The sequence below is a fragment of the Micromonospora sp. NPDC093244 genome, from assembly GCF_040683695.1.
In the GTDB taxonomy this organism is placed as follows: domain Bacteria; phylum Actinomycetota; class Actinomycetes; order Mycobacteriales; family Micromonosporaceae; genus Micromonospora.
This window is the reverse complement of the sequence record NZ_JBFBEO010000004.1, coordinates 13,361-27,867: the sequence shown is the minus strand read 5'-3', so window position 1 is coordinate 27,867 and position 14,507 is coordinate 13,361. Positions and strand designations below refer to the sequence as shown.

Sequence of the window (14,507 nt, the reverse complement as noted above, 5' to 3'; positions counted from 1 at the left end):
TGCCTACGACCGTGCCCGAGCAGCAGATCCGAACAGCGAAACGCCCGGCCGATCCTCGCGGATCAACCGGGCGTTTCTGCACTACAGAGCGGTGGCGGCGGGATTTGAACCCGCGGAGGGCGTAAACCCTCACACGCTTTCGAGGCGTGCTCCTTAGGCCACTCGGACACGCCACCGCCGACGAGGGTACAGGACCGCCGGTTCGGACGCCGAACCGGTATCGCCCGAGCCGGCCTGGCAGGATCTTTGCCATGAGTACGCACATCGGCGCGAAGCCGGGCGAGATCGCCGAGCGGGTCCTGATGCCGGGTGACCCCCTGCGGGCCAAGTGGATCGCGGAGACCTACCTCGAGGGCGCCACCTGCTACTCGACGGTTCGGGGCATGCTGGGTTTCACCGGCCGCTGGAACGGCGTCGAGGTTTCCGTCCAGGGCTCCGGCATGGGCATGCCGTCCGCCTCCATCTACGCCCACGAGCTGATCAACGAGTACGGGGTGAAGACGCTGATCCGCGTCGGCTCCTGCGGTGCGCTGAGCACCGACCTGCAACTGCGGGACGTGGTGGCCGCGATCGGGTCGTCGACCGACTCGAACATGAACCGGATGCGCTTCGACGGGCTGATCGACTACGCCCCGGTGGCCGACTTCGGGCTGCTGCGTACGTCGGTCGAGGTGGCCGAGCGGCGCGGCATCACCATGCACGTCGGGCCGATCCTGGCGGCGGACGCCTTCTACACGGACCGACCGGACCTGTACGACACGCTCGCCGACTACGGCGTGCTGGCCGTGGAGATGGAGTCGGCGGCGCTCTACACGATCGCGGCCCGGTTCAAGGCTCGGGCGTTGACCGTGCTGACCGTCAGCGACCACATCAAGACCGGCGAGAAGACCACGTCGGAGGAGCGTGAGCAGACCTTCAGCCAGATGGTCGAGATCGCCCTCGACACGATCATCGCCTGACCCGTTCTGCGGGGCGGTGTCACCACCGAGAGCGGTATGACTCTGAGGCATATTTATGACTCAGAGTCATACCGCTCTTTCGCAGCATGCGGTCCCCAGGCCGCCACGCCGAGCGGGCCGGGCGGGTTCAGCGGAAAAAGGCGCGCAGGACGGCGGCGGTCTCGGCCTCCAGCACCCCGCCGTAGACCTCGGGCCGGTGGTTGAGCCGGCGGTCCCGCAGGACGTCCCAGAGTGATCCGGCCGCCCCGGTCTTGGGTTCCCACGCGCCGAAGACGACAGTGGAGACGCGGGCCAGGACCAGCGCACCCGCGCACATCGTGCACGGTTCGAGGGTGACCACGAGGGTGCAGCCGTCCAGCCGCCAGGCACCGGCCCGCTCGGCGCCCCGGCGCAGGGCCAGCACCTCGGCGTGGGCGGTCGGGTCGCCTGTCAACTCCCGCTCGTTACGCCCGACGGCGAGTTCGGTGCCGTCCGGCCCGTAGAGCACCGCGCCCACCGGGATGTCGTCGATAGCCGTGGAGGGGGCGGAGGTGGCCGGGTCGGTGACGGCTACCTCCAGCGCCCGCCGCATCCACAGCTCGTGCCGTTGCCGTCGCCCGACCTCGCCGAGGTCGGCAAGCCCTTCGTGGGCGCCCGGCCCGGCGCGGCCCACCGCACCGGGAGTGGGTTGGCCCGGCCGGATCGACTCCAGCGACGGGTCGGTGGCGTCGGCCGGCTCAGACCTCACGCAGCTCCTCGACCTCGTCGACGCAGCCCAGCACCTCGCAGATCTCGGCGGTGACGTCCGCCGGGAGCATCCCCTCGTGCGTGCAGAGGGTCAGCAGCTTCTGCGCGGAGATACCCAGGTTGGCCAGCAGGTCGGCGTCCCCCACCGGGTCGGCCTCCGGGTCGACGACCGGTTGTTCGGTTTCGTCGTCACCGCCGGCAGCCGGGCGGGGTTCCTCGTCGCCGTCGAGGCCGGTGACCGAGGTCTTCAGGTCGCCGACAAGCAGCGAACCCAGCCGGGACTCCTCGGCGAACGCCGAGTCCGACCCGAACACCCGCAGGTCCTCACCCTCGTCGAGGCGCAGGATCACCAGGTACGCGTCGTCGGCCTCGACGAAGAGCAGCGAGACGTCGGCCTCCTGGTCGACGTCACGCAGCCGGTCGGCGACCTCGTCGATGTCGGTGGCGCCGCGCAGGCTGACCTCGGCGGCGGTCCAGCCACTGTCGTCGCGCACCACGGCCGCAGCGAAGTACGACACGGTCCCCCCAATAGCCCCTCGGCACAGCGCCGACTCGTTACGCGTGCACGTTAGCCGGTCGGCTGGGCAGGCGACCGGTCAACGCCCCGACGGGCCGGTCATTCCTGACAAAGTCGGATCAGCCGGCTACCCGACGGCGCGTGGCGATGAGCTGGCGCAGACGCTCGGTGCGCTGTCGCTGCGGCCGACTGCGCTGGCGTACCGCCCGGGCACCCGCCAACTCGGCGAGCAACTGCAGGCGGCGGCGGCTGCGATCCGGGTCCTGCCGCAGGGTGGTCCAGGCCATAGTGCCGAGCGTGCCGAGTCTCGACGGCCACGTCAAGACGGCGTTCGCTACGCAGCCAACCGGGCACTGCGCGCAGTCAACAGCGCGGTCACCACAGCGGCCAGTCGCCACTGGTGGCCCACCGGACCGCCACCACGGCGGCGGCGATGCTCCAACCACCGGCGGTCACGATGGCCACCCCCGTTGCCACTCCCCGGTCGCCGTGACGGACCAGCACCAGGGCGGTTACCCAGGCCAGCAGGCCGGCGAAGATCGTCCACCACGCGTAGCTCGGCACGTCGGTGCCGAGCAGGCCGAACAGGAGCAGCCAACCGGCCGCCGCACCACCGCCGGCGGCGACACCACCGCCGGTGACCGGGTGCGGTTCGCGGTAGGTGGGTCGGGCCGGCGGCCCGGCCGGGAAGAGCCCCGACGGGGCACGGGGCACCGGGCGGGCGGCACCGGGATCCGGGACGGGGTCGGGTCGGGCGATGGTCACCGTCGCTGCCCTCCGTTACGCGCGCCGTTCGTGCCCACGGTACCGGCTCTGCCAGGATGACCGGATGCCCTCGCCGACGTTCGGTCGCCGCGCGCGTTCCGCGTACCCCGTCCTGCTGTTGCTCGCCCCGGTGCTCGCCGCCGGCTGCGCGACCACCCGGCCGGGGGTGCCGCCGGAGGGCGCCGCGCCGACGCCGCCGGCGATCTGGTCGACGGGCGAGCAGCCGCCCGCGCCGTCTGCCACGCCGACGGCGAGCGTCCCGGCGCGCCCGGCGCCGTCGTCCGGCGGGCCGTCGGCGGGCGCACCCCGCGCCGGGCTGCGGCATGTCTTCCCGGTACGCGCCGACAACGTGGACTACCACCCGACGCACGGCGCGTACCCGGCCACCGACCTCTTCGCCGACTGCGGTGAGCCGTTCGTCGCGGTGACCGACGGGACGGTGCTGGAGGTGAGTCGCGTCGACAGGTACTCCAAGCGGGGGCCGCAGGGCCCGGAGAACGGCGGCCTGTCCGTCTCCCTGCTCGGCGACGACGGGGTGCGCTACTACGGTTCGCACCTGAGCGTGGTGTCCGCAGGTGTCGACGCCGGGGTACGGGTCCGCGCCGGGCAGCAGCTCGGCAAGGTGGGCCGCACCGGCAACGCGAACAACGTATGCCACGTGCACTTCGGCATCTCGCCGCCGTGTACCGGCAAGGACGGCTGGTGGATCCGGCGCGGCGTGCTCTGGCCGGCGCGTTACCTGGACTCGTGGCGGCGCGGCGGCAATCGCGAACCGGCCGCCGAGGTCACCGCGTGGCAGCGCACACACGGCTGCCCGAAGGCTCCCTGACCGGTGCCGCATCGACTAGGTTCGGTCAAATGAGCGCCCGGGACCCCATCGCCGACCTGCGCCGGATCGCGTTCCTGCTGGAGCGGGCCAACGAGGCCACGTACCGGGTCCGGGCGTTCCGCTCGGCGGCGAAGGCGCTGGCCGGCCTGCCGGCGGCCGAGGTGGCCGAACGGGCCGGCAACGGGACACTCACCGAGCTGACAGGTGTCGGCGACGTGACGGCCCGGTGTGTGGCGGAGTCGCTCGCCGGTGAGGAACCTGTCTACCTGCGCCGGCTTGTCGCGACCGAGGGCAGCGACCTCGACGCCGAGGCCACGGCGCTGCGTACCGCGCTGCGCGGCGACTGCCACACCCACTCGGACTGGTCCGACGGCGGCTCGCCCATCGAGGAGATGGCGTTGGCCGCGGTGGAACTGGGCCACGAATACCTGGTGTTGACCGACCACTCGCCCCGACTGACAGTGGCGCGGGGGCTGACGGCCGCCCGGCTGCGCAAACAGCTCGACCACGTGGAGCAGGTGAACGCGGCGCTGCCGGAGGGCTTCCGCATCCTCACCGGGATCGAGGTGGACATCCTCGCCGACGGTTCGCTCGACCAGGACGAGGAGTTGCTGGCCCGGCTGGACGTGGTGGTCGGTTCGGTGCACAGCGGCCTGAAGGACGAGCGGGCGAAGATGACCCGGCGGATGCTGACCGCCGTCGCCAACCCGCACCTGGACATCCTCGGGCACTGCACCGGCCGGATGGTGTCGTCCCGCCCGGCGGGGGTGACCGGTCCCGGCGACCGGGCGCACCGTCCCCGGACCCGCGCGGAGAGCGACTTCGACGCGGACGCCGTCTTCGCCGCCTGCGCCGAGCACGACACCGCCGTCGAGATCAACTCGCGGCCGGAGCGGCAGGACCCGCCGAAGCGGCTGATCCGCCGCGCCCTGGAGGCCGGCTGCCGGTTCGCGATCAACACGGACGCGCACGCGCCCGGCCAGCTCGACTGGCAGCGGTTCGGCTGCGAGCGGGCCGCTCTCTGCGGCGTCCCCGCCGACCGGGTGGTCAACACCTGGTCGGCGGAGCAGCTGGTCGAGTGGACGAGCACCCGGGCCTGAGCCCGACTCAACGGTGGGCGGGCTCGGCCGCGGGCACGGGCACGCCGGCATCGACCACCGGCCGTGGCCTGCGGCGGCCGACCACACCCTGCGCGACCGCGACACCCAGCAGCACGATGAGCGCGCCGACCGGCTGGTGCCAGTTGAGCCGCTCGTCGAGCACCACGGCACCGATCAGCACCGCGAAGATCGGAATCAGGTACGTGACAGTGGAGGCGGTGCTCGCACCGGCCACCCGGATGTTGCGCATGTTGATGACGAAGGCGAGCCCGGTGCCGAGCGCCCCGAGCGTCAGGACGCTGGCCACCACCTTCGCCGACAGCTCGGTGGGCAGCGGCGGCGCGCCCGCGACGAACGGGGTGACGATGGCCAGCTGCCCGGCCGCGAGCAGCAGTTGCGCGGTCGAGAGCGACAGGCCCGAGTGGGCGCTGCCGGCGACGAACCGCTTCTGGTACGGGATGGCGACGCCGTAGCAGGCCGCCGCGCCGAAGCACATCAACTGCCCGACGAAGTGTGCTCCGCCGACGCCCTCCCAGACACCGAGCACCACGAGCACACCGAGGAAGCCCAGCCCGAGACCGATCGCGCTGCGCGCGGTCAACCGCTCGGTGCGGAACACCAGCACCGCCAGCGGCAGCACGATCAGCGGGGTGGTCGCGTTCCAGATGCCTGCCAGCATCGACTCGACCCGCTGCTCGCCGTACCCGAAGAGGGTGAACGGCACTGCCACGCCGAACGCGGCCACGACTGTCAGGTGGGCCCACACCCGGGGCTCGCGGGGCAGCCGGTCGCGCAGCATCGCGAGGACGACGAGCAGGGTCAGGGCACCGGTGCCGACCCGGTAGAGCGTGAGCTGGACCGGGTGCAGCTCGGCCACGCCGATCTTGATGAAGAGGAAGCTGGAACCCCAGATCGCGGCGAGGGCGAGGAAGCCCGGCAGCCAGGCGCGGACCGGCGCTTTGTCAGGAGTGGTATCGGTGGTCACCCCTGACACTCTGCCGCAACCGTACGACAAAGTCGCGTGCCTTTCGGACGTCACACCTGTCGGGCGGGTGAGCCGATCACGGCAAGCGGCGACGACACCGAGGGGCCGAACTCACGTAGGGTCGGCGTGTGGGACAAATCGATAAACTCGCGAACCGCTACGTGGCCGAGTGGGCGCCGTTGAGCCCCACCGACGCGACATTTGTCGGCATCGCCGGCCATGACGACGAACTCGACGACCTGTCGCCCGAGGGTTACCGGGCGCGCGCCGACCTGACCCGGCGGACCCTCGCCGAGCTGGAGGTCACCGAACCGGACACCGAGACGGAACGGATCGCCAAGGAGGCGATGCAGGAACGGCTCGGCCTGGAGCTGGCCAGGTACGACGCCGGCGAAACCACAAGCGAGGTCAGCGTCATCACCAGCGGACTGCACGCGATCCGCATGGTGTTCGACCTGATGCCGACCGCCACGGAAGAGGCGCAGGCAAACATCGCCTCCCGGCTCAACGGGCTCGCCGGCGCGCTCGAGGGCTACAAGACCACCCTGCGCGAGGCGCTCGCCACCGGCCACGTCAGCTCGAAGGTGCAGCTGGTCGAGGTCGCCAAGCAGTGCGACATCTGGACCGACCCGACGGGTGACAACTTCTTCCACGGGCTTGTCGAACGACTGGACGCCGACGGCACGCTCGGATCGGAGCTGCGCCGGGGCGCGGCGGCGGCGACCGCGGCGACCGCCGAGTTCGGTCAGTTCCTGCGTACCGAACTGGCCCCGCACGGTCGGGACAAGCAGGCCGCCGGTCGGGAACGGTACGAACTCGCCTCGCAGTACTTCCTCGGCGCGAAGGTCGACCTGGACGAGACGTACGCCTGGGGTTTCGCGGAGCTGGCCCGCCTCGAGGCGGAGATGCGGGTCGTCGCCGGGCGGATCGCCGGCTCGGGTGCCACAGTCGACGAGGCGGTCGCCGCGTTGGACGCCGACCCGGCGCGGACCATCCACGGCAAGGAGGCGTTCCGCGACTGGATGCAGGCCCTCGCCGACAAGGCGCTCGACGAGCTGAACGACACCCACTTCGACATTCCGGAGGTGGTCCGCCGCATCGAGTGCTGCCTCGCCCCGACCAGCGACGGCGCCATCTACTACACGGGGCCGAGCGAGAACTTCGCCCGCCCCGGCCGGATGTGGTGGGCGGTGCCGCAGGGCATCACCGAGTTCTCCACCTGGCGGGAGGTGACCACCGTCTACCACGAGGGCGTGCCGGGTCACCACCTTCAGGTGGCACAGACCGCCGTACGGGCCGACGTGCTCAACCGCTGGCAGCGGCTGCTCTGCTGGGTGTCCGGGCACGGTGAGGGCTGGGCGCTCTACGCGGAGCGGTTGATGGACGAGCTGGGCTACCTGGAGGACCCGGGCGACAAGCTGGGCATGCTCGACGGCCAGGCGATGCGTGCCGCCCGTGTGATCGTCGACATCGGCATGCACCTGGAGTTGGAGATTCCGCGGGACAATCCGTTCGGTTTCCACCCGGGCGAGCGGTGGACGCCGGAACTGGGCTGGGAGTTCATGCGGGCGCACTGCCGGGTGCCGGACGAGAACCTGCGCTTCGAGCTGAACCGCTACCTGGGCTGGCCGGGGCAGGCCCCGTCGTACAAGGTCGGCGAGCGGATCTGGCTCCAGGCCCGCGAGGACGCCAAGGCCCGCAAGGGCGCCGACTTCGACCTGCGGGAGTTCCACAGGCAGGCGTTGGACCTGGGGGCCCTGGGTCTCGACCCTCTGCGGCGGGCGCTGGCCCGGATCTGAGGTGACGAAGGCCCCGGGTGCCGGCGGGACGACCGCCCGACGCCCGGGGCCTCGGCACCGCGCTGATCAGGCCAGACTCAGCGCCAAATTCGGCTCGGCGGTCAGTGTGTTGCTTGTGACGTACGCCAAATCGATGACCGGGTCGGTGAACGTGACCGAGATGGGCAATGTCACCGGGATGCCGTCCGGCAACGGCAGATCAGGCGTCAAGGTGATCTTGATGCCGAGCAGCTTGCCGACGAACCGGGTGGAGTAGAAGGCCACGTCACCGCTGACGGTCAGCGTCCGTGTCGCGTACCGCTGGTTGCGCCCAGAAGGTCCGTCGGCGACCAGCAGGAAGTCCTTGGTCTCCGCCTCCTGCATGCTGAACTTCAGCACCTTGAGGTCGCCCTTCTCGGTGCGCAGGTCGGTGATCCCGTCGAACCGCAGGCCTGTCATCTTGACCGAGGAGCCGGTGAGCTTGGACGGCGTCTGCGCCACCTTCGGCAGATTCGGGTCGGCGGCGATACGCGGCAGCATTCTGCCCGGTTCCACAGTGCCCGGCTTGTCGGGCGTTCCCGGCTTGCCCGGCTTGGCGGGGGGCGACGGTGGGCAGGTGCCGGGGGCGGGGCGGGTCGTCGGTGTCCCGCTCGGCTGGACGGTCGGGCTCGGCGACGGCGACGCGCTCTCCGCACGGTTTCCGCCGGTGAACAGGTCACCGATCCCGTCCAGGATGTCGCCGATCAGGTTGCCCCGGCGCTCGGGACTCGGCGTCGGCGTCGGGGTCGGGGTCGCCGTGGTGCGGCTGGGCGACGGGGTGACGGTCCGGGACGGGGCGGGGCAGGCGGTGGTGGGGCGGTTCGGCGCGGCCTGCACGGCCCTGGGCTGGGCGGCCAGACCGACGACGGCCAGGCCGAGCACCACCAGGACGACGCCGAGGGTACGCGGATCGACAGACCGTCCCGGCCACTCGGGCGGCGGGCCGCCGTCGGCCAACCCTCGCTCCGGAACGGGCTGCTTCCGGACGACCTGCTCGGGAGCGACCTGCTCCCGGACGACGACCCGCTCGGGGGCGACCTGGTCAGGAGCGACCTGGTCGGGGGCGACCTGGTCGGGGGCGACCTGGTCAGGGGCGACCTGGTCGGGGGCGACCTGGTCGGGGACAGGCTGCTCGTGGGAGTCGTGTTCATCGTCGGCGTGTTCGGCGTCCTGCTCGGCGACGGGCAGCTCGGTTGTCGGCTCGTCGGCCTGGTCCGGCGCCGGCGGAGCCGGGCTGGCCGGCGTCCAGGCGAAGGCGAGCGCGCTGCCGACGATGCCGAGCAGCAGGCCGACGAAGAAGCCGCCGAGGTTGAGCCCGATCAGCGAGTAGACAGCCGTGAACGCCGCGACGATCGAGTAGAAGGGTCGCTGCGCCGGGCTGAGCCAGAGCAGCAGGCCACAGGCCACCAGGATGACAGGGATCAGCAGGGAGAGCAGGCCGGTGGCGCCGCTGTGGAAGCTCAGCCCGTTGACCGTCATCCGGGTGGAGGCGAACATCTCCACCCCGGCCAGGGCGGTGAGAAGGCCACCCCAGAACGGGCGGCTACGCCGCCAGCGGCGGAAGCTCTGCCACACCTGCGCCGGACCGCCGGGCCGGGCGTGGGCCGGGTTGGTGGTTGTCACGTACTCCTCCTGGCGGAGCGGGGACAGGGACACGGGCTGGCCCGCGGTGGTCGACCACCGCGGGCCTCACCTCAGAAGCACTCCTTGCCCTCGGCGGCGTCGCCCACGTTGACCTTCAGCCGCAGCCCGACCAGGTTGAAGGTGGCCGCCGTGGTGTAGCGGGACACCTGCTCGAGGTTGGTGATGGTGACGTGTTCGGAGTTCTGGCCGAACGATCCCGCCTGCGCCGTCGGGTTGAGGTCGGTGGCGTCCCGGCCGATCTTGATGTTGGTGAATGTCGCGTTGCCGTTAAGCGAGTCCATCGCGATGAGCAGGTCCTTGGCCCGGGCGGGCTCCTTGCCGTCACCGGCGTTGATGGTGAGCACCACCGGCAGGCCGGGCAGGTCCGCGCGGACCGACTGGCAGAGCTTGTACAGCTCGGCGCTGCTGATCTCGGAGAGGGCGATGGGGTGGACCTTGCCGTCCTTGCCCTTCTCCCGGACGATGCCGCCGTACTGCTTGAAGCCCTCGCCCTCCAGCCGCTCAGCGCCGATCTTGAAGGTCTGTCCGGAGACCGTGATGTCGGACGCGATGGCGCCGGTCGACATGCCGAACAGGATGGCACCGGCGGCCGCCGTGGCGGGCACCATCATGGCGGCGAACCGCCGCCAGCGGGTAGTGCCCTGATTGTCCAACCGCTTCTGCACGGGTTCCTCCTTATTGGACGCGGGCGGGTGGCCGGGCCCGACTGGCGGCCCCGCACCGGCCCGTCATCTGTTACCGGCGGGTAACGACCGAGGTTGATGGTGCACCCGGTGCGGCGCAGGTCACAACCCCCCAATTACCTGCTGGTAATACATGCGTCACCGATCGATGCCATGACCTCACGAAGTGTTGATCCACTGGTGACGAAAATCAGACCGGGAGTGGACAAGAGCGACACAACTTCCTGCGTGCGCCACGAAGAGTGAGGAAGAATCGACCAATTACAATCGGGTAACAAATGTAAAGTGTCCAGGTCGTCGCAGCACTGAGGGGTGGACCGCAGCGCGGTCCACCCCTCAGGTCGTACAGCCGGTCGTACGCGCGTCAGCGCTGCTCCACCTCGCCGGGGGCCGGGCGCTGCGTCGGCACGGTCGGGTCGTCGGACTTCCAGTTCGTCGACGCCGGCGGGATCTCGTCGGTCAGCGGACCACCCACAGGCTGGGGCCTGGGCTGCTCGACGGTGTCCGTGTCGCGTACCGGCTCCTGGTCCACCCGGGTCGGAGTGGAGTCGGCGGCGGGTGCGACAGGAGCCGGCTCGGCGCGGTGCCGGGCGGCGGCGCCGCCACCGTCGTTCCGCCGCGTCACCAGCCACACGCCGGCGACGAGGGCGAGCAGACCGAGGACACCTGCGGCGATCGGACCCCAGAGACTGATCAGGCCGATCTTGAAACGGTTGTCCTTGGCCGTGTCGGCGCTGCGGGTCACCGTCTCGTCGGTGTAGTTGAAGTCCGCGTCCAGCAGCACGGTCGGGGTGCCGGTGTTCGGGCGCAACTCCTTGTGCTGCTGCTCCCGGACGTTGATGTAGGAGCCGGTCACCGGGTCGACCCAGACCGTCCGGGTGTTGCTGTAGACGATCTGACCGCTTGTCGCGCCGGGGGCGAACTTGCCGACAAGCGTCTGGATGCTGGCCTCCGGAGTCGCCAGCACCTCGTTCTCGATCCGCTGCTCGAAGCGGTACGTCTCGATGCCCTTGATCTTCTCGGTGCCGGTGAACCTCGCCGGGAGCGCCCGCTTCAGGTCACGGTCGAACACCTGGTAGTCCCGCTTGCCGGTGCCGAACGGGAACTTGTAGAGCTGACCGGAGTAGTTAACGTTGCCGACCGGGGTCTCGTTCGCCCCGCTCTCGTTGAGCCACTGGTCCTTCCACGGGGCGGCCGCGCCCGAGATCCGGTAGAGAGCGAACTCGGTGCTGTACTGGCTGACCACCTCCTCGGTGTCGACACGCTTGACGGTCTGGAAGACGTCCCAGACCACCGCGTCGCCCTTGAGCTCCTTCGGGAGCCGGTTCTTCGTGTCGTCGGGTTGCGGAATGACCTCGACACTGGACCGCAGGTTGCCCTGCGGGACCTCGATGCTCACCGAGCTTCCGGTAGCGGTGATCTTCAAAAACTTCGCGTCCTTCGCCTCGGCGATGGACGTCGTTGGTTCGAGGTCATAGGGGAGCTTGGACACGGCGGGCGCGACGTAGAACGGCAGCCCAGCCGCGAAGACCAGCAACAAGACGCCGAGCCCAAAGAGCGCGGCGCCCACGCGTAGCTTCACTCATCCTCCTGTAACCTGCCGCCCTACGACCTGTTGTCCGGGGCTCCCGATCCTTAACATGGCGGGAGGTTACTCCCCAGTCACCTTCAAAGCGACCCCCTGGATGTCCAGATGTCCGCAGCCGCCGCGCCAACAGTTTCGGAGCCTTCGGTAGCCGGCCGACTCCCCGCCCTCGACGCGCTGCGAGCGATCGGCGCCGTGGCGGTCGTCGGCCACCACGTCGGGTTCCAGACCGCCGTCACCATGAACACCACCTGGGGCGGCTGGTTGGCACGCCTCGACGTAGGCGTCGCCATCTTCTTCGTACTCTCCGGGTTTCTGCTGTTCCGGCCATGGGCGCTGAGTGCCGCGACGGGCCGACCCCGGCCGCGCGCCGGCCGCTACCTCTGGCGCCGCGCCCTGCGGATCCTGCCCGCCTACTGGCTGGCGGTGCTGGTCTGCCTCGTCGTCCTGCCGCAGAACCGGCCGGCGTCCGCCGGCGACTGGATCCGCCACCTCACCTTCACGCAGATCTACCAGCCCGGCGAGCTGCGGTACGGGCTCAGCCAGACCTGGAGCCTCGCCACCGAGGTCGCGTTCTACCTGCTCCTGCCGCTGGTCGCAGTCCTCGCCGTCGGTCGGTCCTGGCGTCCCGTCCGCACCATCGCGATCGTCAGCACGGGGGCGCTGCTGACCGCGGGCTGGCTCACCATGATGGGGTTCGGCCTGCTCGACAACGCGCTGCACACCATGTGGCTCCCGTCGTACGGCGGGTGGTTCGGCGCCGGCATGGCCCTGGGCGCGGCGCACGTCGCCCTACGCACGGGGACCGCTCCCGCCGCCTTCCGCGTGCTGGACGACCTCGCCTCCGCGCCGCTCGCCTGCTGGGCCGCGGCCGTCGCCCTCATGGCGATAGCGACGACGCCAGTCGCCGGTCCCCGCGACCTCGCCGGTCCCACGGCAGCCGAGTTCGCCGTCAAGCTGGCCCTGTACCTCGCGATCGCGGTGCTGATCCTGATCCCTGTGGCGTTCGGTGGGCCGAGTCGGGTCAAGGAGCTCTTCGCCAGCTCCTCCGCCCGGTGGCTCGGCGCCGTCTCGTACGGCCTGTTCCTGTGGCATCCGCTGGTCATCGAACTCATCTACCTGCTCGACGACAGGCCGTTGTTCAGCGGCGGACTGCTCAACACCTTCGCCCTGACCATGGCCTTCGGCCTGGTGTACGCGGCGGTCAGCTACTACGGAGTCGAACGTCCACTGCAACTTCTCGGTACGCAGCGGCGGCGCCGACGGACCGCGCCGGCGCCGGTCGCCGGGCCGCCGGTCGAAGCGGCACCCGCTCCACCGGTCGAGGCGGCACCCGTTCCACCGGTCGAGGCGGCACCCGTTCCGCCGGCCGTCGCCGCGGGCGCCCCGGTGCCGACGGCCGGCGCGTAGCGGAGTAGGCAAGCGCTGGTCCGTCGGGCATTGCCGGGCGGCAGCCCCAACCCCTAGTGTGACGCGCGTCCCTAAATTACTTGAGAGTAGGGTTCGCGTGGAGCGTAGCTTCGGCATGCCCGGACACGTGCTGTTCCTCAACTGGCGGGACACCCGTAACCCCGAGGGCGGCGGTTCCGAGGTGTACGTGGAACGGATCGCCGCCGAGCTGGTGGCGCGTGGTTTCCGCGCCACCCTCTTCTGCGCCGCGCACAGCGAGGCGCCCGCCGACGAGGTCAACGAAGCGGGCGTCCGGGTGGTACGGCGCGGTGGGCGGCACACCGTCTACCTGTGGGCGGCGCTCTGCTACCTGGCCGGCGCGCTCGGTGCCGGCCCGCTCGCGGCGCGACGCGGCGGCCGGCCCGACATCCTCGTTGACGTCTGCAACGGGTTGCCGTTCCTGGCCCCGCTCTGGGCACGACGGCCGGTGGTCAAGCTGATCCACCACGTGCACCGCGAGCAGTGGCCTGTGGTTCTTCCACAGTGGGCCGCCCGGTTCGGCTGGTGGATCGAGTCGTCCCTCGCCGTACGCGTCTACCGGCGGTGCCGTTACGTCACGGTCTCCGAGGCCACCCGCCGGGAGCTGGCCACCCTCGGCGTGCCGCCCGAGCAGGTGGCAGTCGTGCACAACGGCACTCCGGAGCTGCCCCCAACCGACGTCGAGCGGGCGCCGTTCCCGCTGCTCGTGACGTTGAACCGCCTGGTGCCGCACAAGCGGGTCGAGGTGGCGTTGCGGGCCGTCGCGGCGCTCGCCGACGAGCTGCCCCAACTGCGGCTGGTGGTCGCCGGCCAGGGCTGGTGGGAGCCGCACCTGCGGGAGATGGCCGCGGAGCTGGACATCACCGAGCGGGTGGACTTCCGGGGCTTCGTGACCGAGGAGGAGAAGGCAGCCCTGCTCGCCTCGGCCTGGGTAGCCCTGACCCCGTCGCTGAAGGAGGGCTGGGGGCTGACGATCGTGGAGGCCGGCGCGGCGGGTACGCCAACTGTGGCGTTCCGGGAGGCCGGGGGCGTGGCCGAGGCGGTAGTCGACGGGCGTACCGGCCTGCTGGCCGACGGCATCGACGACTATCTGATGAAGGTGCGCACGCTTCTGCAGGACGACGAGATGCGACGCGAGATGGGCGCGCAGGCCCGGGAGCACGCGGCGAGTTTCACCTGGCAGGTCGCGGGTGGACGCTTCGCGGCCCTGCTGGAGAGTGCGGAGTCGCCCCGCCCGGTGCAGCAGCGGGGCGAGCCGTCCTACCTGTTGCCGTAGACCTCGGGGGCGTACGGGTCCTGCTTTCCGTTGCGCTTGGCCGCTTCCGAGACGTTCTTGGCCTCGGTGGCGGCCTCCTCGTCGGTGGCGGTCGCGGCGGCCGAGAGCCCACCGAGGGCCAGGATCCCCAGCAACGCCGCCACCAGGCCGGACACGGCCAGGGTCAGTGCTCTACGCATGCCAATCCTCCAAT

Annotated in this window: 14 protein-coding genes, 1 tRNA gene and 1 pseudogene; 6 read left to right on the top strand and 10 right to left on the bottom strand. The window is 70.8% G+C overall.

Annotation, left to right across the window (positions count from 1 at the left end):
- Positions 1 to 89: 89 nt before the first annotated feature.
- Positions 90 to 176: transfer RNA gene (locus tag AB0N27_RS20930), tRNA-Ser, on the bottom strand.
- 75 nt (positions 177 to 251) lie between these two features.
- Between AB0N27_RS20930 and deoD the strand changes: the two genes are divergently transcribed.
- Positions 252 to 959 carry a purine-nucleoside phosphorylase gene (deoD, locus tag AB0N27_RS20925; RefSeq protein ID WP_074315244.1) on the top strand — a complete coding sequence of 236 codons (708 nt, stop codon included), beginning with the start codon at positions 252 to 254 and terminating at the stop codon, positions 957 to 959.
- 127 nt (positions 960 to 1,086) lie between these two features.
- Here deoD and AB0N27_RS20920 read toward each other — a convergent pair whose 3' ends face one another.
- The 4 genes from AB0N27_RS20920 to AB0N27_RS20905 form a co-directional block, all read right to left on the bottom strand.
- Positions 1,087 to 1,530 carry a nucleoside deaminase gene (locus tag AB0N27_RS20920; RefSeq protein WP_364373350.1) on the bottom strand — a complete coding sequence of 148 codons (444 nt, stop codon included), beginning with the start codon at positions 1,528 to 1,530 and terminating at the stop codon, positions 1,087 to 1,089.
- Between the two features lie 145 nt (positions 1,531 to 1,675).
- Positions 1,676 to 2,203, bottom strand: a complete 528-nt coding sequence (locus AB0N27_RS20915) for a tRNA adenosine deaminase-associated protein (protein ID WP_139587623.1) — start codon at positions 2,201 to 2,203, stop codon at positions 1,676 to 1,678.
- A gap of 118 nt (positions 2,204 to 2,321) precedes the next feature.
- Positions 2,322 to 2,489: a hypothetical protein gene (locus tag AB0N27_RS20910; RefSeq protein WP_364372225.1), complete on the bottom strand. Its 168-nt coding sequence runs from the start codon at positions 2,487 to 2,489 to the stop codon at positions 2,322 to 2,324.
- Positions 2,490 to 2,577: 88 nt separating this feature from the next.
- Positions 2,578 to 2,967, bottom strand: coding sequence for a hypothetical protein (locus tag AB0N27_RS20905; RefSeq protein WP_364372222.1), 390 nt, complete (start codon positions 2,965 to 2,967; stop codon positions 2,578 to 2,580).
- Between the two features lie 64 nt (positions 2,968 to 3,031).
- Between AB0N27_RS20905 and AB0N27_RS20900 the strand changes: the two genes are divergently transcribed.
- On the top strand, positions 3,032 to 3,796 hold the full coding sequence (locus AB0N27_RS20900) for a peptidoglycan DD-metalloendopeptidase family protein (protein ID WP_364372219.1): 765 nt from the start codon (positions 3,032 to 3,034) through the stop codon (positions 3,794 to 3,796).
- Positions 3,797 to 3,825: 29 nt separating this feature from the next.
- Positions 3,826 to 4,896, top strand: a complete 1,071-nt coding sequence (locus AB0N27_RS20895) for a PHP domain-containing protein (RefSeq protein WP_364372216.1) — start codon at positions 3,826 to 3,828, stop codon at positions 4,894 to 4,896.
- Here the strand turns inward: AB0N27_RS20895 and AB0N27_RS20890 are convergent.
- Positions 4,779 to 5,881, bottom strand: a pseudogene (locus tag AB0N27_RS20890) (DMT family transporter); the annotation flags it as partial. The gene AB0N27_RS20895 and the pseudogene AB0N27_RS20890 sit on opposite strands and share 118 nt — an antisense overlap.
- Positions 5,882 to 6,009: 128 nt before the next feature.
- Between AB0N27_RS20890 and AB0N27_RS20885 the strand changes: the two are divergent.
- Positions 6,010 to 7,680 carry a DUF885 domain-containing protein gene (locus AB0N27_RS20885; RefSeq protein WP_364372213.1) on the top strand — a complete coding sequence of 557 codons (1,671 nt, stop codon included), beginning with the start codon at positions 6,010 to 6,012 and terminating at the stop codon, positions 7,678 to 7,680.
- 66 nt (positions 7,681 to 7,746) lie between these two features.
- Here the strand turns inward: AB0N27_RS20885 and AB0N27_RS20880 are convergent, their stop codons facing one another.
- The 3 genes from AB0N27_RS20880 to AB0N27_RS20870 all read right to left on the bottom strand — a co-directional run bounded on the left by AB0N27_RS20880 (position 7,747) and on the right by AB0N27_RS20870 (position 11,607).
- The gene (locus AB0N27_RS20880) at positions 7,747 to 9,321 is read right to left on the bottom strand and encodes a DUF6114 domain-containing protein (RefSeq protein ID WP_364372210.1); all 1,575 of its coding nucleotides are present in this window, start codon (positions 9,319 to 9,321) and stop codon (positions 7,747 to 7,749) included.
- Between the two features lie 71 nt (positions 9,322 to 9,392).
- On the bottom strand, positions 9,393 to 10,007 hold the full coding sequence (locus AB0N27_RS20875; protein ID WP_364372208.1) for a DUF6230 family protein: 615 nt from the start codon (positions 10,005 to 10,007) through the stop codon (positions 9,393 to 9,395).
- A gap of 382 nt (positions 10,008 to 10,389) precedes the next feature.
- Entirely contained in the window at positions 10,390 to 11,607 is a 1,218-nt protein-coding gene (locus tag AB0N27_RS20870) for a DUF3068 domain-containing protein (RefSeq protein ID WP_364372205.1), read from the bottom strand.
- A 111-nt stretch (positions 11,608 to 11,718) separates the two neighbouring features.
- Between AB0N27_RS20870 and AB0N27_RS20865 the strand changes: the two genes are divergently transcribed.
- Positions 11,719 to 13,020 (top strand): acyltransferase, encoded by a 1,302-nt coding sequence (locus AB0N27_RS20865; RefSeq protein ID WP_364372202.1) that lies wholly within the window; start codon positions 11,719 to 11,721, stop codon positions 13,018 to 13,020.
- Positions 13,021 to 13,135: 115 nt separating this feature from the next.
- The gene (locus AB0N27_RS20860; RefSeq protein ID WP_364373347.1) at positions 13,136 to 14,314 is read left to right on the top strand and encodes a glycosyltransferase family 4 protein; all 1,179 of its coding nucleotides are present in this window, start codon (positions 13,136 to 13,138) and stop codon (positions 14,312 to 14,314) included.
- Here the strand turns inward: AB0N27_RS20860 and AB0N27_RS20855 are convergent.
- Entirely contained in the window at positions 14,299 to 14,493 is a 195-nt protein-coding gene (locus tag AB0N27_RS20855; protein ID WP_364372199.1) for a hypothetical protein, read from the bottom strand. The genes AB0N27_RS20860 and AB0N27_RS20855 overlap by 16 nt on opposite strands.
- Positions 14,494 to 14,507: the final 14 nt, after the last annotated feature.